The organism is Marinomonas aquiplantarum (assembly GCF_003314975.1).
Taxonomy (GTDB): Bacteria; Pseudomonadota; Gammaproteobacteria; order Pseudomonadales; family Marinomonadaceae; genus Marinomonas; species Marinomonas aquiplantarum.
The window spans coordinates 416,686-434,771 of sequence record NZ_QNRF01000001.1; the positions used below are offsets into that span (position 1 = coordinate 416,686).

Annotated in this window: 16 protein-coding genes and 1 riboswitch; of the genes, 5 read left to right on the forward strand and 11 right to left on the reverse strand. The window is 44.2% G+C overall.

Annotated features, from left to right (window positions below):
• The first annotated feature begins 30 nt into the window (after window positions 1–30).
• The gene (locus DFP76_RS02000; RefSeq protein ID WP_113873004.1) at window positions 31–438 is read left to right on the forward strand and encodes a GFA family protein; all 408 of its coding nucleotides are present in this window, start codon (window positions 31–33) and stop codon (window positions 436–438) included.
• A gap of 12 nt (window positions 439–450) precedes the next feature.
• On the opposite strand, the gene DFP76_RS02005 is transcribed toward DFP76_RS02000, so the two are convergent.
• From DFP76_RS02005 to DFP76_RS02020, 4 genes are all read right to left on the reverse strand, one after another.
• Window positions 451–1,596 carry a methionine aminotransferase gene (locus DFP76_RS02005; protein ID WP_113873005.1) on the reverse strand — a complete coding sequence of 382 codons (1,146 nt, stop codon included), beginning with the start codon at window positions 1,594–1,596 and terminating at the stop codon, window positions 451–453.
• Window positions 1,597–1,760: 164 nt separating this feature from the next.
• A complete protein-coding gene (locus DFP76_RS02010) occupies window positions 1,761–2,837 on the reverse strand; it encodes an alkene reductase (protein WP_113873006.1) in 1,077 nt (358 codons plus the stop codon).
• Window positions 2,838–3,028: 191 nt separating this feature from the next.
• Window positions 3,029–4,336: a GGDEF domain-containing protein gene (locus DFP76_RS02015; RefSeq protein WP_113873007.1), complete on the reverse strand. Its 1,308-nt coding sequence runs from the start codon at window positions 4,334–4,336 to the stop codon at window positions 3,029–3,031.
• A 56-nt stretch (window positions 4,337–4,392) separates the two neighbouring features.
• Window positions 4,393–4,725, reverse strand: coding sequence for a hypothetical protein (locus tag DFP76_RS02020; RefSeq protein WP_113873008.1), 333 nt, complete (start codon window positions 4,723–4,725; stop codon window positions 4,393–4,395).
• A gap of 184 nt (window positions 4,726–4,909) precedes the next feature.
• On the opposite strand from DFP76_RS02020, the gene DFP76_RS02025 reads away from it, so the two are divergent.
• The 3 genes from DFP76_RS02025 (at window position 4,910) to DFP76_RS02035 (ending at window position 7,828) form a co-directional block, all read left to right on the forward strand.
• Window positions 4,910–5,926 (forward strand): GGDEF domain-containing protein, encoded by a 1,017-nt coding sequence (locus tag DFP76_RS02025; protein WP_245931845.1) that lies wholly within the window; start codon window positions 4,910–4,912, stop codon window positions 5,924–5,926.
• A gap of 94 nt (window positions 5,927–6,020) precedes the next feature.
• Window positions 6,021–6,932 (forward strand): hypothetical protein, encoded by a 912-nt coding sequence (locus DFP76_RS02030; protein WP_113873010.1) that lies wholly within the window; start codon window positions 6,021–6,023, stop codon window positions 6,930–6,932.
• A 224-nt stretch (window positions 6,933–7,156) separates the two neighbouring features.
• Entirely contained in the window at window positions 7,157–7,828 is a 672-nt protein-coding gene (locus tag DFP76_RS02035; protein WP_113873011.1) for a 7-cyano-7-deazaguanine/7-aminomethyl-7-deazaguanine transporter, read from the forward strand.
• A 75-nt stretch (window positions 7,829–7,903) separates the two neighbouring features.
• On the opposite strand, the gene DFP76_RS02040 is transcribed toward DFP76_RS02035, so the two are convergent.
• The 3 genes from DFP76_RS02040 to DFP76_RS02050 form a co-directional block, all read right to left on the reverse strand.
• Entirely contained in the window at window positions 7,904–8,638 is a 735-nt protein-coding gene (locus DFP76_RS02040) for an oligogalacturonate-specific porin KdgM family protein (protein WP_113873012.1), read from the reverse strand.
• A 221-nt stretch (window positions 8,639–8,859) separates the two neighbouring features.
• Window positions 8,860–10,272 carry a sensor domain-containing diguanylate cyclase gene (locus DFP76_RS02045; protein WP_181799775.1) on the reverse strand — a complete coding sequence of 471 codons (1,413 nt, stop codon included), beginning with the start codon at window positions 10,270–10,272 and terminating at the stop codon, window positions 8,860–8,862.
• A 133-nt stretch (window positions 10,273–10,405) separates the two neighbouring features.
• Window positions 10,406–11,131 (reverse strand): sulfite exporter TauE/SafE family protein, encoded by a 726-nt coding sequence (locus DFP76_RS02050; RefSeq protein ID WP_113873013.1) that lies wholly within the window; start codon window positions 11,129–11,131, stop codon window positions 10,406–10,408.
• A 125-nt stretch (window positions 11,132–11,256) separates the two neighbouring features.
• Between DFP76_RS02050 and DFP76_RS02055 the strand changes: the two genes are divergently transcribed.
• Complete coding sequence (locus tag DFP76_RS02055; protein ID WP_113873014.1) at window positions 11,257–12,153, forward strand: LysR family transcriptional regulator; 897 nt, start codon at window positions 11,257–11,259, stop codon at window positions 12,151–12,153.
• 28 nt (window positions 12,154–12,181) lie between these two features.
• On the opposite strand, the gene DFP76_RS02060 is transcribed toward DFP76_RS02055, so the two are convergent.
• The 4 genes from DFP76_RS02060 to DFP76_RS02075 form a co-directional block, all read right to left on the reverse strand.
• On the reverse strand, window positions 12,182–12,988 hold the full coding sequence (locus DFP76_RS02060) for a DUF547 domain-containing protein (RefSeq protein ID WP_113873015.1): 807 nt from the start codon (window positions 12,986–12,988) through the stop codon (window positions 12,182–12,184).
• 4 nt (window positions 12,989–12,992) lie between these two features.
• Window positions 12,993–15,143, reverse strand: coding sequence for an FAD-dependent oxidoreductase (locus tag DFP76_RS02065; protein ID WP_113873016.1), 2,151 nt, complete (start codon window positions 15,141–15,143; stop codon window positions 12,993–12,995).
• 183 nt (window positions 15,144–15,326) lie between these two features.
• The gene (locus DFP76_RS02070) at window positions 15,327–16,529 is read right to left on the reverse strand and encodes an MFS transporter (protein ID WP_113873017.1); all 1,203 of its coding nucleotides are present in this window, start codon (window positions 16,527–16,529) and stop codon (window positions 15,327–15,329) included.
• 204 nt (window positions 16,530–16,733) lie between these two features.
• Window positions 16,734–17,669 (reverse strand): DMT family transporter, encoded by a 936-nt coding sequence (locus DFP76_RS02075; protein ID WP_113873256.1) that lies wholly within the window; start codon window positions 17,667–17,669, stop codon window positions 16,734–16,736.
• A gap of 119 nt (window positions 17,670–17,788) precedes the next feature.
• Window positions 17,789–17,954, reverse strand: a riboswitch (FMN riboswitch).
• Window positions 17,955–18,086: the final 132 nt, after the last annotated feature.

Sequence of the window (18,086 nt, forward strand, 5' to 3'; positions counted from 1 at the left end):
ACAACGTCATAATAAAAAGTGGAGGTGCAAATGTCACAGCATCATACTGGTTCTTGTTTATGTGGACAGGTAAGTTACGAGCTAACTGGAGAATTTAAAAAGTTTTTCTTGTGTCATTGTAGTCGTTGCCGCAAAACCTCAGGTACATCACACTGTGCGAACTTGTTTGCACCGGGTGCGGAATTAACATGGACAAGTGGCGCAGAGCACATCCGTTTTTATCGCCATCCAGACAGCAATTTTGCACGCGCTTTTTGCCAAACTTGTGGTTCCAATGTGCCAATTGATGCGAAAGCCCGCGGCTTGGTTGTGGTGCCCGCTGGTAGTCTGGATTCCGATTTAGACATAAAAGCCCAAGCCAATATTTTCATGGGCAGCAAGGGCAATTGGGATGATAACCTTAACCAGGCGCCTTGCTTTGACGCCATGCCAAGCTAATCTCATGACTCTTTAAAGCCGTGCCAACTTCTGCGCGGCAGAGAGCAAAGTCGTTTCATCTTTAGCAAAACATAAACGAATGAGCCGTTGTTCTGTTGGTGGGTTCTGATAGAAAACACTGACAGGAATAGCGGCGACGCCGACCTCTTTCACCAAGTACTGACAAAACGCCACATCGTCTAGGTCGCTAATCTCGCTGTAATCCAACAATTGGAAATAGGTGCCTTGGCAGGGTAGAAGTCGAAAACGACTGGAAGCCAAGGCCTCACGCAAGACGTCACGTTTCGCTTGATAGAAGGGCGATAGTTCAGCACTGGCTGTTGGAGTACTCAGTAAATGCTCGCCAATCGCTTGCTGTAGTGGTGTGACAGTACTGAAAGTAATGTATTGATGCAGCTTTCTCAATTCGCGGTTGATGGCTTCTGGGGCCACCACATAGCCCACTTTCCAACCCGTTAAATGGAAGCTTTTGCCAAAAGACGACACCACCATACTACGTTCAGCCAATTGATGGTGACGATGCACACTCACATTTTGAGTTTGATAGTGAATAAACTCGTACACTTCGTCGGATAAGACATAAACGTCTCTGTCTTTTATCGCTTGCCAAAGTTGTTCTAAGTCGTCATCTTGCCAGCAAGTCCCCGTGGGGTTATGTGGCGTATTGATTATCACCAAACGAGTTTTATCTGTGATCAATGAAGCAAACTCAGACCAATCAGGTCGAAAGTCTGGTGCTTTCAACACCACTCGCTTACACACACCACCAGCCAAAGAAACAGCTGGCTCGTAAAGATCATATGCAGGGTCAAATAGGATAACGTCATCGCCTGCATTCACTAGGGCAGTAATACCATCAAAAATCGCTTCCGATGCGCCACTGGTGACTGTGATTTCAGTATCAGCATTGACCTGACGATTATAATGGCGAGCAATAAGGTCTTGAATCGCTTGACGCAATACAGGCAAGCCTGTCATGGGGGCGTACTGATTATTACCATGCAAGATAGCCTGCGAAGCTCGCTCCAATAATGCTTGGTCTGCCGAAAAATCGGGGAAACCCTGTGACAAATTAATCGCGCCATATTGCGCCGCAAGGGACGACATTTGCGTAAAAATGGTGGTGCCAACTTGCGGCAATTTAGAAGTCAAATTCACGATGACAGCCTTAAAAAACTAGTGATAAGCGATACGTTAAAAGACCGACACAAGCAGGGTCAACCTTTCTTTTACAAGATGGTATAAATGCCTAAATTGAGGCAAAAAAAAGCCAAGACACACTTAGCCTTGGCTTTCGCTTGCAGACTGTTTTACTAGCCGAATTAGCTTGCTTGTAAGCTTGGGTAATCCGTATAACCTTCTGCCCCTGGCGTGTAGAAAGTATCAGGATTCGGTTGGTTCAATTCTGCGCCTTGCTTAACACGAGTGACGAAATCTGGATTCGCCAAAATTCCCGTACCAAAAGCAACACTGTCCGCTTGCTTATCTGCAATCACTTGCGCAGCTTCCTCTGGTGTGTATCCCATGTTAACCATCAAGTGACCTTCATAAACGTCACGAACCGCAGGCACAACGTCAGCTTGTTGCAAACCAAAGAAGTCAGCACGCATTAGATGTAAGTAAGCTAGGTTGTAACGGTTTAAGGCTTTAGCAAGGTAAGTTACCAAGCCCACTGGATCACTGTCTTTCATGCTTTGGAAGCTGTTCAATGGCGATAAACGCACGCCTACTCGGCCGCTGCCCATCACTTCCGTTACCGCATCCAAGACTTCCATCAAGAAGCGCGCACGATTTTCAAAGGAACCACCGTATTCATCATCACGCTGGTTGGCACTGTCTCTTAAGAACTGATCAATCAAATAGCCATTGGCCGCATGTACTTCCACCCCATCAAAGCCGGCTTCTTTGGCATTGATCGCAGCCTGCTTGAAGTCTTGCACAATGTCCGCGATTTCCGCTTTCGTAAGAGCTCTTGGTACGGTGTAAGCTTTTTTACCTTCAGGTGTATGTGTCTCACCCTCAATGGCAATAGCGCTTGGAGCCACCGCTTCTTTACCAGCATTCAGTAAAGGATGTGCCGCACGGCCTGCATGCCAGATTTGCATAAAAATACGACTATCGGCTTTATGAACCGCTTCTGTTGTCAGTTTCCAACCTTCAACTTGTTCAGCCGAATAAACACCAGGATCGTTCCCGAACGCCGATGTACCTTCACTGACCATAGTACATTCTGTAATCACTAAACCCGTTGCAGCGCGCTGTGAATAGTATTCCGCCATCAACTCGTTCGGCTGATGTTGTGGCGCACGACAACGAGTTAAAGGTGCCATGGCAAAACGGTTCGGTAGTTCTAAATCACCCAGTTTGACTGAGTTAAAAAGCGGATTCTCGGTACTCATGTTGGTCTCCAAAAGAATATGTTTGATATCAAAGATAGCTAGTTAGTGTGGCTAAGTGGTGATATTTCAATCGCTTGCACGCTATTTACTGAATTGATATTGCTGACGGCTATTAAGGAGTGGTGCTAGCGACTTGATTCTTATCGATAGGTTTGTCACCACTTTAGGATCAAATGACGTCATCTTGGAGACTAGCTTCTTTGTGTTGGAAACTTCATTTCATACATGGCCTTGTCTGCCCGAAGAAGTAATTTCTCCAATGATTCACCAGGTTGAATAATACTCTGACCGAAACTGAATTGAATTTCTTCTAACTGCCCTTGAAGCACAACCGAGAGTGGCGTTTTAGAGGCTTGTAAATGACGCCAAATTCTCTCTAAATTGCCATCTGCTTCTTTTGCTAATATCAAAAACTCATCGCCGCCCCAGCGCCCCACTACACCCATGTCACCAACTAATGCTGTGAGATAGTTGGCAATTTCTTGCAAGACTATGTCTCCTGACAAATGACCAAATCGATCATTAATGGATTTAAATTGGTTCACATCAAGATTAATCAGACCGAAAGATTCGTTATGAGCTTCCCAATCCGTCATATACAGATCCATTTGCTCATTAAAGCCACGACGGTTGAGTAAACCCGTTAACGCATCACAAGATGACAGACGCTCTAATTCAGCAGTCCGAAGGGCCACTTTTTGCTCTAATTTATTTTGTTGATCCAGTAAGGCTTGAGACATTTTTTGGTAGTGTCGTACCAAGCGCTTTATTTCTGAGCCAGCAAAGCGCCCTAAGGATGGCTTAACTTGATGCTGCTGAGCCAACTTTTGGATCGATGTATCCAGCACTTTGAGAGGACGAGTGACCACAAAGGAAATCAATAGATAAAACAACACCAATGAACCCGCTAAACTAATCAGAGAAATGATTAAAATATTTAAAAACTCTTCAAGCGGCAGAAAACGCTCGATGTCGATAAAATTAACCTGATACCAATCAATCTCTGGAATATAGATCACACTAGCAAGTTGACGAACACCATTGCGATGAACAAACGCCATTTGCACTTGGTTCGGTTCTTGTTTGGCGGCCGCATAATGACGTTTTAAGGTCTGTTGAGAAGCGTCATCATCTAGTAAATGAAAAACTTGTTTTTTATCCAAGGTTTGCTTAGTAATTGAGGCGTAATCAATCAATGATGCCTGCTGATATAACTGGATTGCCCCTTTATAATTGGTAAAGACAATGGCTGAGTAAATGTCTTGTTTTTCGACCATTTGATTCAAAAAATCGGTTAAATTCAGCCCAGTACCGACCACCCCGAGTATTTGCTCGCCATCGCGAATGAGAATATCACTCCAAAGTTTTATGACCCCTAATTCAACATCTGGATTCACATTCAAATGCCGATCAAGTTGCTTCTCAACGAGACTGTAAAACCAAGCATCAGAGGCTTTATCTGGGTCTAAAGTGTATCGATAAAAATCGTTTTTGGTCACCACTTCGCCTTTGCGACTAACTTGCTCATCGCTGTAGTAGTAGCGACCATTTTTGGTTAATGCAATGCAATAAAATAAGAGCGATCAGAGAAGTAGGGGCGAAATTGCTCTGTAGCTTGAAATGCTTGTTGTTTTAACAAGAGATCATCCGGATTCTTAGCCCAGGCTTTTAACGGAGCCAGCTGCGCAAAATCTTGAGAGAGCTTTACCTCTTGAATAAGAGGCAGTAAGGTTCTAACTTTATCGAATCGTAACTGCTTTTCGGCATAGCGCTCTATCCAGCTGACCACGATGTCCTCCACGACTACCCTCATGGAAGTCCAAGCTAAAAGCCCAACGGGGATAAATACCAGTAACGCGGCAATAAGCAATCGGGCTTTAATCGTCATAAGGTGTCAGTATGCTATGAACAGAATGTTTAACATTAAACCGTATGAAAACAGATACACAATGCCAAAAAGCCCGATAAAATATTATTTTATGTAACCTGAGTCACCATGCGAGCAAACTGATTAAATGAGCCACTGCAACAAACAACCGCCAGTACGACACCCGCCCATTATGGAGCCAAAGGTGTTTCGTCGCTTGCTATTACTGGCTTGTGTTAGCTTTATGCTGGTTTGGTTAATTGATGAAAGCAGTGGCATTATCTCCCCGTATGATGCTGCAGCCTATCCAATTTGCATTGCTGCTTTTGCGGTCATTTATGTGGCGAGCCGCTACTCTTCTCATTTACATCAAAGCAATCTCCATTTACTAGCGTATCTCATTGTGGCGGGCTACTTAATCAGCACCAGTATTTGGCACCACATCGGCAGTAATGCCTTATTTTCTAACGCCGCACAATGGCTAGGTCTAAATTACGTCATTGCTTACTTATTTCTGGAAGTAAAACGTGCAGTATCCACTACCATAGTGGTCTTGGCAGCCACTCTTATTGGTCATTATGTGGTACTCATTCAAAATCATAGTTTGGAAGATACGATGGGAGTGGTATTGAATATCGCGGTTGCTCATGTTGTCTATATTGTTCTGCTGTGGACGGTTGTACGATTAAGAGTAAAAGCAGCACAAGCCAATTCACGCATCAACCTACTAGAAAATTATGCTTATGTAGACTTATTGACGGGGATTTTGAACCGTAGAGGCCTAGAAAGAGTCTTTGATGAATTGGGCATTGATCAGATTACAAAAGACTCTCAACGATATGCTCTGATGATTATAGACATTGATTATTTTAAACAAGTAAACGATCAATTTGGTCATACGATGGGCGATAAAGTCCTCGCCAAAGTTGCCGCTAAATTAAATCGAGCCATCCGTCCAGAAGACATTATTGGGCGCTGGGGAGGCGAAGAGTTTGTGGTCTTAACATTAAACCGTACCCCCCAAGAAGTGTTAGCATTAGCGGAACAATTACGACTTGGGATTAGTCAGTTATCGTTGGACGATGTCTCTGGCATAACGGTTAGCATTGGTATTGGCTTCTCAAACCTAGCCAAAACACGACAGGAAGTGTTCAATATTGCGGACAGTAATCTGTACGAAGCCAAGCAGTCTGGCCGTGATAGCGTACGTTGCAGTATCTAATTATTTGTTCATACACATTTAATTACATAAAATTTACGATCGATGCTACCATGTAGGAAAAATGGAAGCCGATCATAAGGCGAAAGGAATAACGATGTTCAGAAGTAATGTTGATGTTGAAATCTTAGAAGCCAACTCAGACCGTGAATGCACCTTCTACGCTGACTATTTGGTTCAGCAAATTCGAAGCACTGCCACTAAAAATCTTCAAGGAAGAACGGTAGAAGAGCGAATTAAAAACATCAATGCTGAACTCGATTTACTGATCCGTAAAAAGAAAGCCCCTAAAAACTTTGCCACCCAAATGACCACAGCATTTGCTGCGACTCAACTACCCCATAGTTACTTCCGCTGGATTGACAAACTGGATAGCCGCTTATGCCATTGGCTTTGGTGTTATTTAAAAAAACATACCTTAGACAAAGATCAAGAAAACGCTGATCAAGGCATCCATCGTTCGCTTAAACGCCTCTCAAGCCAACCTTTTTTAATCGAAAAAGACAGTAATGCAGATCGTCACACGGACATCTTGAATGCGTTTTATCATAGTGAGCTAGACGCAAAGCAGCAACAGGATCTGCTCGACACCCTAAAAAGCATGTGGTTTGAAATCGAAGAAGACACCTCTGTTACGTCTTGGCTGGAAGACAATAATCTTGCTCAATGGCAATGGGCATATTCGTATCTGCAGAATGTTAAAACCCGTCCGCTGCCGCTTGCTTGGACCAGTCATAAAGACAGCGAGAAACGAGACATTGTTATTGCGACAATTGATTTATCGAACAACCAAGACCGCAAAGCCTTACTGATTGATAAAATGAAAAAGGCTTGGAGTCAGAAGAAATTCCGCGAAAAATCGAATGGCAAAAAACCATACAGCATCAGCATGACACAAAATACCAAGCAAAAGCTGAATGCCCTAGCGGAAGAGAATGAGTTAAAGATTAATGAAATGGTCGAGCAGCTCATCCAGAACGAATACCAACGACGCAATCCATCTGCCTAAGCCTCTCAGCGATTTCCTATATAGAGCAACAACCTCGTAACACAGACAGCGTTGTTACGAGGTTGTTGTGATACACAGGCTCTACCTAAGTTGTGTGTTTTTTAAACAAAAGATTGCACTCTGATGACACTTCGCTATAATCGCGCCTCGTATTTGACCGCTGGGTCAATTCTCTCTTAACCGATTTGGGTTCCCTCACCCCAATAAAACGAAAAAGGTACAACATGAGCACATTTACCCCAGAGCAGCAGGGCAAAGCCCTAGGCTACCTCGCAATGTTCCATTTATTGGTGATTGCATCAAGCAACTACCTAGTTCAGATCCCGTTTACCCTGTTTGGTTTCCATACCACTTGGGGAGCATTTACTTTCCCTTTGATCTTTGTGGCTACCGATTTAACCGTTAGGATTTTTGGAGCACAGCTTGCCCGTCGAATCATTTTTACGGTCATGATTCCGTCCTTGATCATTTCCTATGTGCTGTCTGTTCTCTTTGCCCAAGGCGCATTCCAAGGCTTCGCCGCTTTATTAGAATTCGACACTTTCGTGGCGCGCATTGCCTTTGCCAGCTTGATGGCTTACTTACTTGGTCAAGCCTTAGACATTCAGGTTTTTAATCGACTGCGTCAATTAAAACAGTGGTGGGTTGCGCCAATGGCGTCAACATTGGTTGGTAACGGTTTGGATACCTTGGCTTTCTTTGGTATCGCTTTCTATCGCAGTCCAGACGACTTCATGGCTACGCATTGGCCTGAAATCGCCATGGTAGACTTTACTTTTAAGTTGATCATTAGCTTAGGTTTATTCGTACCAATGTACGGCGTGCTGCTTAACTTCTTAGCCAAGAAATTAACACAGATTCAGCCCAACTTTAGCTTGGCAAGCTCTACAAGATAAAGAAAAGGCCTATTTCATGGAAATAGGCCTTTTTTATAAAGGGGATGTCACGTTAAATATTGCTATAAAAGGGGATTAATAGCTGTATTTAACACCTAAACGGTAGCGAGGACGCCACTTGTCATTTGCAGTCACCTCATCACCATTAAAACGATACGTGTCACCCGACTTATAAGGCTTCAAACCAAATTCCACAAACGGATTCCAGCCACTTTTGAGCCCCTTGTATTCACCTTTAAAGTTCACATCTGAAAACCAAGACTGCTTATCTTCCCAGCGCGGTCCAGAAGCTTCAGGGTTGAATGTGTAGTCTACAGACGTACTTAATGACCAGTTCTCAACGCCTTTATAGCCAGCAGAGAAAGTCCAACGGTTGTAGTGGGAATTATCATCATCTACTTTGGCTTCGTAGTTATAGCGGTGTCTAAAACCAACCGACCAGTCATTGCTGACCTTATAACCAAAACTAAAGTTAAATTGATGGCTCAGTTTATTAGAGCCAGATTCCCATTTGTATTGAGGGGTGAAAGTTAAATCGTCAGATAATTTAATACGGTAGCTGATGTTACTTTGCTGACCGTTACCTGATAACTCTCCAAAAGCATTTTCATTGTTGCTTTTCCACTTTGCTTCAACACCAAAGCCAATGCCATTAGAAAAACGATGACTGACTTCAATACGATCTGAATGACTGGCTGCCTGACCATCATACTCAGGCACGATTTCGTGCCTCATATTAATGCTTGTCGCATGCGCTGATGCACACACCAATCCTGACAAAACAACGGCAGATATAATCTTAATATCCATATAGAAACACCTTTTTATTATTATTGAACAGATATTTTAATATATACCCAAGATAATAAAATCGAAAGCATTTTTTGAATAAAAAATAACCAGGCGTAAATTCAATAGACAAAAAAAGGCTGAGCGAAACACACTCACCTGAAAAATTAATTCATTAGATCAAGGAATTAATGAATGAGAAAATAACGAGAAGGGAGATTAAATTTGATGCATTAGGATAACTAAAACAACATTTCCTGACTTTGACACTCTAGTACTGAGACACAATTTCGGCCAGCAGCCTTAGATTGATAGAGAGCCTTATCTGCACAACTTAACATTTCGTCAACCGAAGATTGCCCTGTCGACTTATAAGCAACGCCAATAGAAACCGTAAAATAAATTTTTTGATTATCACCGCTGAGCACCATGCAACTCTCCATTGTCATCCTTAAACGCTCAGCTTTTTGTGTTGCTTCCGCTTGCGTTGAGGCAGGTAACAGCACAATAAATTCCTCACCGCCAATACGTGCAAGCACATCCTCTTCAGCCAGCACACTTCGTCCCTGTTCTGCCAATGCTTGTAGCACTAAATCACCGCTTTTATGACCATATACATCATTCACTTGTTTAAAGTGATCCACATCCAACATAATCAAAGCGATCGGCGAAGAAGTCGTAAGCGCCAGACCCAACGCTTGCTCACACAATTCAAAGAAGTAACCACGATTTACCAACCCAGTCAGGTGGTCGTAATAAGCTCGTCGCTCAAGCTCTTCTTGTGCCCGACAGTTCTCAATGGCAATACTCGCTAGGTTACTGGCGAAGTGAATGAGTTCCAACTCTTTACTCGAAGGTGTAGATGGCATGGGCTTATATATGGCAAATGTCCCCAACAAAGCTCCCTTTGAGGAAATAATAGGATCGGACCAACAGGCAGAAACGCCCGCCAACCTAGCGGCGTCTCTAAAATCTGCCCAATAAGCATGCGAAAATACATCTTCCACGATAACTCGCTGACGCAGAAACGCCGCTGTTCCACAAGAACCGACATTTAAGCCAATCTTGACCCCATCAATCGCTTGGTTATAAGTGTCAGGCAGATCCGGCGCGGCCCCCAGTTTTAAACACTGTGTCTGAGAGTCAAATAGTAAAACGCTGCAAATCGCTTGCGGCGTTTCATATTGGATTTGTTTTACCAGCATATGCAAGGTGTCACCCAAGGCAGAACTTTTTGCCACCCTTTCCAGCATATTACTGCGAGCACTCAAACGCTGTTCAGCAACACAGTAGTTAGTAACATCATTGAAGTACCAGAGACGCTTCCGCCCAATAATTGAAAAGCACAAATTGACGAAACAAGCTGAACCTTGCTTATCGAATAACTTTATTTGAATGTCTCGAATGGAATAGGGCAAGTCTGTTTCATCCAACCAGGGTGCAATCACTTGTGAATAGGAATCAGACTGACGTGATGCCAGATGATACCAAGAACGCACGTCAGACAGGTCGGTTAAAACAAAACCAAATAAGCGCTGAAAAGCAGAGTTTATATATTCGATCGAGCCACTATCCATACTGGACCAAAAAGCAGGGATGGGTGAGGAGTCAACCAAAGTCTCCAGACGAAATAGCTCGTTTTCGGGGTGCGTCATAACAAATACCATGTATACACTCGTGTGATCTAAATCCAAGGATCACGATGGACACAAGTAAAACTCAACCCCTCTTTCTGACACAAGCCAAGAAGGGTGGCTTTTTGTATGGTTTTTGTACAAGCTCTATTCATTAAGAGAAGAGAAATAGCTTAAAAGCCGCAACAGTAGACATGATTCGAATTAACCATTTGAACTGGGCTGGCTGCACCTTCTTGAGAAAGTGATAACCAATAAAGGAACCGACCAACAAACCAGGAATAGCGTACAAACTGGTTTCAGCACTGTTAACCGTAAGCAACCCTAACCCAATGTAGAGAGGTAATTTTAATAGGTTGATAATAAAGAAAGCCCAAGCCCTTGTACTTACATAGGTATTTTTATCGAGCTTTTGCTCTAGTAAGAATAAGCTAAACAATGGTCCTGCTGCGTTCGCAATCATACTCACCACACCACCAAAGAACCCCATTGAATAAGCGGCCCAAGGACGACGCATGAAAGACGCGGGACGCACATCCAGATACAAACCTAAGGCAATCATCGCAATGATAGTAAAGCCTAGAAAACCAATGAACTGATCCGCATTAATATTGGCCAAAAAGTGACTGGCGGTAATAACACCAATAAAGGCTAAAGGTAAAAAACGCGCCAGTACTGACCAAGCAATCTTACTTTTATAGCTCGATACCGCCATCAAATCCGTAATGATATACAAAGGTAACAATACCCCTAATGCTTCTGGACCTGGAAATGCAATCATCACAATCGGCAGCACTAAAAGCCCCATGCCACCAACTGAAAATTTTGAAAAACCGGTTATTAATCCTGCGAGGAATAATACCGCTATGGATGTGTCCATATAAACCTCCTACACATCTGATCTAATCTGTATTTAATGAGGTTATGATAAGGTAATTAATGAAAAATAAATAATCTCGTTTTACTATTAAAACGATATGAAAAAATGATCATCTTGGTGGCCCTATGAAAATCGATCAAATCAAAGCTTTTATCGCAGTGGTAGAAACTGGCAGTTTTCGCTCTGCCGCTGAAGCCATTCATAAAACCCAACCAAGCGTTAGTGCCGCCATAAAAGCGCTAGAAAGCCAATATGACATTACCTTGTTTGATCGCAACAGTTATCGTCCCGGCTTAACACCAGAGGGACATGCTTTTTTCAGACAATGTAAAAAACTGATGTCACAGGTGACTCAATTGGACTCCTTGGGACACGATTTGGCGAAAGGCGTCGAAACGCCACCACTGCACCTTTGCCTGAGTCAAATGAGCCTAGATCAAAACTGCGTAGAACGCATTCAAGCCTTTCAGCAACAATACTCTGACGTCGACATCGACATTACAACCGACCATTTATACGGCTTGCAAGATAAGCTCGCCAAAGGCAAGTGCGATATCACGATTGGCCCAAGATATGGCTTAGATGACCGTCATTCTTTACTAGAGCTTTATAAGATGGAAATGATTACAGTGATGAGCTCAAACTTGCTAGAGCAGCTCAACCTCACCGCCAAGAAGGTAAAGCAAACCGCACTGCAGTCCGTTCCACAGATTCTCGTCATCAATACTGCCAGCGATGGTTCCAGTCATGGACACAGACATGTTTTAACAACAGGAAAACGTTGGTATGTGAACGATTTTCAGGCTAAAAAGAGCCTGTTACTCAATAGCATGGGGTGGGCGAGAATGCCAAAACACATGATTCTTTCGGAGTTGGAAAACGAGCAGTTAGTGCCAATAGAAGTAGACAATTTCATGTCACGTAATCACGTGCCTATCTACATGGTACGACTACGACAGCAAACTCATAGTTACCAAGTTAATTTGTTCTGGGAAATGATGCGATCTTTTACGTCTCGATAATATTAAACAAGACGTAAAAATCAGATTATCAAGGTATTACATTCAAGGCCCAATCATAATCTAGATAGACAATATCCAGATCACCATTTTTCAACGCCTGAATAGCCCGTGCGTCCAATGACAATTCAGCGAGATAATCCAACAAGAACGACTCTAAGGAAGCATAACCTGACCAACCTTTCTCAAAGTCTTGTTTATACCATTTGAAGATTGACGAGAGTTTCAACTCACCGTCTTCTAGTCGATTACGACTAACATCGGATAAAAATAGGCGCGTTTGATCAATGAGTTGGACCTCTAACCTTTGGCCCTGATAGGCTTCAGCCCGTAACGCTGGGCAACCAATGCTGGCACAATTGACGACAAAGTGTATGCGTGGATCTTGGTAACGATCCGACCCACGTATCATCTTGTGCTCGATGTCATCCAAAGAGACCATGTCACCAAAGAGTGACACCATGTCTTTTGACCAAGGCGAACGGAAGAGGCTTCCGAGATCTTTGATCGACTCAAGATCAGGCCATTGCGTGAGGATCAAGGCAACCGTCCAAGCATTATAAGCATTAATCAAGAACGCCAACTGCTCCGCTGTTGACCAAGTATCAAAATGCGAACGTGACACATCAGACAAACGATCTAAATAAGCATTGAGATTCATCTTCTCCTCAGCAAAGCCCTGATAATCTACCTGTGTCGTTTGTCCGCCCTGTAACACTCTCACGTGCTGTTTGAGCAATTGATCCCATTCCGTATGATCAAAACCACCCTCTGCTGCGCTAAGCGACTGACTGAATAAACCAAACAGCATAGACGTCACCAATAACCAAGTTTTCATCAGCCTAGCCTCGACGCCAACTGTGGTACTTCTCAAGCCAGCTCAGTATTTTGGCAGGTGCATGTGCACGCTTCCATTCTCCAGCGGCATATTTATTGGCTTCCGCCCAAGTAGGATAAGTGTGAATCGTGCCTAAAATCTTATTCAAACCAAGACCATGCTTCATGGCTAAGACAAATTCCGCCAACAAATCACCAGCGTGTTCACCAACAATGGTGACCCCCAAAATTTTGTCTTTGCCAGGCACAGTCAAAACCTTCACGAAACCCGTTCGAGCCCCATCTGCAATGGCACGATCTAAATCATCCAAGCCATAACGCACCACTTCGTAGGCCACGCCTTTGACTTTCGCATCCTGCTCACTTAGGCCAACACGCGCCACTTCTGGGTCGATGAAAGTCGTCCAAGGAATCACTCGGTAATCCACACGGAAACGTTTTAACGAACCAAACAATGCATTCACGGCGGCGTACCAAGCTTGATGCGCCGCCACATGGGTAAATTGATATGGTCCAGCCACGTCACCTGCGGCATAAATATTTGGGTACAGGGTTTCTAAATAGTCATTAGTAACAATGGTGCCTTTTGTTTCGATGCCCAGATTTTCCAAACCATAACCTTCTAATCTGGCTTCACGACCCACCGCACAAATCAGCTCATCAAATCCAATAACTCGCTCTTCACCTTCATGCTCAACCACAATGCGCTTTACGTCGCCATCACGCTCACAACGCAACGCCGTGTGAGACGTCAGAACCGACACACCATCTTGACGTAAAGAGGTTTCCGCTAGCTCCGAAACATCTTCGTCCTCTCGTGCCATTAAGCGTTGAGAACGTTCCACCTGAATCACCTCAGACCCAAGTCTGGCAAAGCTTTGAGCCAACTCACAACCGATTGGACCACCGCCAAGAATTACCAATCGCTTAGGCGGTGTATCACGCTTAGCAAAAGCCTCCCACAAGGTATCACTGGTTAAGTACCCAACGTCTTCAAGGCCTTCTAATTTAGGAACAAATGGTCGAGCCCCAGTTGCTAACACAATACTGCGCGCGGTCATGCGTTGCGTACCGCCCTCGTTTAACTGAATTTCCACTGTCCAAGGGTCAATTAACTTGGCATAACCCTGAACCACATTCACCCCTAGCTCAGTGTAACGCTCCACACTGTCATGAGGTTCCACTTGGCGCACCACATCTTGAACTCGCGCCATCACCTGTTTAAACGAAAAGCTTGGCTCACTGCTCTGCAAACCATAGTGCTCAGCGTGGCGAATTTGGTTTGCTACCTTCGCGCTTTTGATCAATGCCTTACTCGGAATACAACCATAATTTAAGCAATCGCCGCCCATTTTGTGGGCTTCAATCAAGGTCACTTTCGCCTTAACCGCAGCAGCAATGTAAGCACTTACCAATCCACCCGCGCCCGCACCAATGACAATCATATTTTGATCAAATGCCTTTGGCTTAGAGTAGCCCGCGTAAACTCGTCGCCCTTTTAGCCAATTCAAGCTCTTTTTGGCAACCAAAGGAAACACACCCAAAAGCACAAATGACAACAACAATGAAGGCGATAAAATACCGGATAGACTGTCAATTTGACCCAATTGCGTGCCCGCGTTCACATACACCAGAGTCCCCGCTAACATGCCTAACTGGCTCACCCAGTAAAAGGTCAACGCACGGATACGTGTTAAACCCATCAATAAATTAATTAAGAAGAAAGGGAAAACTGGCACCAAACGTAGGGTAAAAAGATAAAACGCACCCTCTTTTTCAATACCTTGGTTAATCGCCGCAAGGCGATCGCCAAACTTGGATTGCACCATATCCTGCAACAAGTATCGGGACACTAAAAAAGCCAGCGTCGCACCAATGGAACTGGCAAAAGACACAATCAACAGTCCCCAGCCTAAGCCAAATAAGGCACCCGCTGCCAACGTCATGATAGCGGCGCCAGGCAAAGAAAGCGCTGTGACTAACACATACATTAATAGAAAAACGCCACCCACTAGAATCGGGCTGGCACTGCGCCATTCTTCAAACTGTACTAAACCAGATTTTAAGCCAGACAGCGTCAACAACTGGTGCAGATCAAAGTAAAAGAAGCCTGCAGCCAATAAGGCAATAAGCACCAATAAACCTATTTTTTTCATTCATAACCCCACAACACCTGATTAAGGTCGTTAATTTAATTCTATTATTAACAGGTTAGACTGACTGAGGTCGGCCATTCTTACAGCATAATGGAAAAACAATGAGAAAAGGAAATGAACTCTTGAACACCATGACAAAGACAGAAGACCTTTGTCATGGCAGTAAGACGCGGTCAATAAAGGCTAGACACTTGCGTTGATTCGATTGGCCAACAGACTGAACAACACCCCAAAGACGCAAACTAAAAGCACCAAGCCAACAATGCCAGGTAAACCAAATACAGTCATTAAAGCCGCATAACTTGGCGGGCCAATGGTCGCCCCTAGATTACCGAACTGAGCCAGCAGTCCATACCCTTGAGCTTGCTCCGCAGGGTTACGCGCCAATGTTGGAATCATCGCCAGTGATGCACCTGGAATCATCCCTAAGCACAACACCATTGCCCCAAGTAAAATCGCAAACAACCAAGGTGTATGTGCTGCAGCCAACAAACTAACGCCAGCGATTGCCACACCAAGGTAAGCAAGAAAAGCCACCCTTTGTGGTCGCATTAAATACTGGGCTATGGCCCCAGCGAGAAAGGTGCCGCCCGTGCTTAACAAGGGAAGAATCACCAACATGCTTTTATGCAAGGTTTTGTCTTCAATCAGACTTGGAACATACGTTAAAACGGACACTAGGGTGCAGGTGTAAAACAAGAAAACCAAACTTGGTAACAGCGCTCTTGGGTTCTGGTAGATGCGTAACATTTGTGCCAATACACTGCCTTGATTCGGAGCCACAGGCGGTAAAACCAACACCGGATTGTTTTTCAAAATCAAAAATAAAATCAGCCCCATGCCGGTGATCAAGAATCCGTGATTCAAGAAAACAGCACTCAATCCATGGGTGTCTAAAATATTCTTACCTAAGCCACCACACACGGCAAAAGCCACCCCAAAAAAGGTGCCCCAAATCCCCATCGTTAAAGATTTATGTTTGGGAGCGCTTAATTTTGCAATCAAGGTTGGCGCTGCGACCACAACCCCTAACTGAGAAAAACCTTCCAGCAAGCGGGTTAGTAATAACACATTGAAAGGCGGCAACGTCGATTGGATAAACGACAAAACCCCACCCAACAAAAGCGCCCCGACTAATACTCTCAAATAGCCAAAGCGACTGGCGATCATGCCCGCCGACACACCAAAAATAAGTCCAGCAATACCCACCACAGAAAGCGACATCCCCGTTAAGGTTGCACCTTGTTGATAGTGTGCCAACAGCGCATCAAAGGATACGGAAAACTTGGCAAACTGCATCGCTGCCGACACCCCAGCCACCCATAACAAAGCGACTTCTAACCACTGAGTTTTCTCGACGGCAACGGGGGATTGAATCTCTGACATTCGGTTTCCTATACACTGGATCTGGGCAAATTGAAATAATTGACCCCTTGGACAAATTTTATTGCGCTATTTTAGTTCAAAGCCCGAAAGAAAAGACAGATGAGGGCACTTCATTCTTGCAAGAAATGAGGAAAGGTGAGTAATGGACGACGACTTACCTCACCACACAACCAAGTAAATCATCGTCCACACTGAAGTTCGTTACTAAGCGCTTCGGGAAACCGCGTTCAACTCAGTCTTACGCAGCTCTTTCATACGCAACCCAATGTTACCAAGAATCAGCATTAGTCCACCGATGATTTGATAAGCGGTTAAACTCATATCCAAAAACAGCCAATTAATAGCGGCGGCAAAAACAGGAAATGAAAGCTCTGCAAGGGTTGCCAATTGCGCTGGTACGGTTTTTAACCCTTGGTAATAGAACCACATGCCAATAAAACCACTCAACAATGCCATTAATATAGCCAGCCCTAAATCTGAGATCTGCATACTCACTAAGGTCTCTGTTTGCACTAACGCCAGAGGCGCCAACACCAACAAACCGGCCACAAAGCGACCTGACATAATGGCATTTGCCGGCACATTTTGATGAGATAAATACTTACCACAAACCGTTGCGGCGCCCCAAGCAATGACAGCAATTAAGGTAAATCCATAACCCTTTATAATGCTGACGCTGTCATTTGAATAATGCCATTGAGCATCGCCTAAGTGACGTAGATCTGGCCACATCATCACAAAGCTGCCCAATAATATGACCGCGGCCCATTGCACAAACTGCCCTTCAATCCGCTCTTTGAGAAACCAAAAAGCCAGCAAAATAGCCACAATTGGTTGCAGTTTTTGCAATAAGATCACGACCGTTGGGTTTAAATATTGAAAGGCCTCGGTAAATGCCAACGTACCAATGGCAGAGCCAACACCACCAATAAAAAACAGACAAGATAAGCTCACCAGCGACAAATGCCGATAGACATGACGATAGCGCCACAACATAGGAGCAATAAAAATAACCAGTGTAAGGTGTTCGATTAGAACGATTTGCAGAGTGCTATAACCCGCCCCCAGCAAAGGGTAACGAATTAAGGTATCCAGTGCCCACGTGAAGCACGCGATCATGATAAAGAATGTTCCTGCCATCTTTGCTTTCTCCAAAAAAATAAGATGCACAGGGGTGATGAAACTGACTACACCAAGTTGCACGCACAGTACGCACGCAACAGCACAAAACCCTCCTGTAAGGAGGTTCTTTTGCCTTGGTCGATCTTCTATCATCCGGACTGTAACCGTCGGCTCTGGAATCACACCAGATCTGCTGACCTTAAAAGCCCATTAATGGCTTTCAAGCGCTCGCGGGCTGTTTGAAAGCTCATCACTTTCAAAGTCACCGCCGGTGGGGAATTTCGCCCCGCCCCGAAGTTCGATGTTTATGAAATTTACCTGCCAACTTTAACCTTATCGCTCTAGATAGGCAATATAGCTTCGCTATGACTAAGGAAAGCCCTGACTATTTCACACTTTTATCTTGAATTCATAAAATACGACTCACAAGACTAG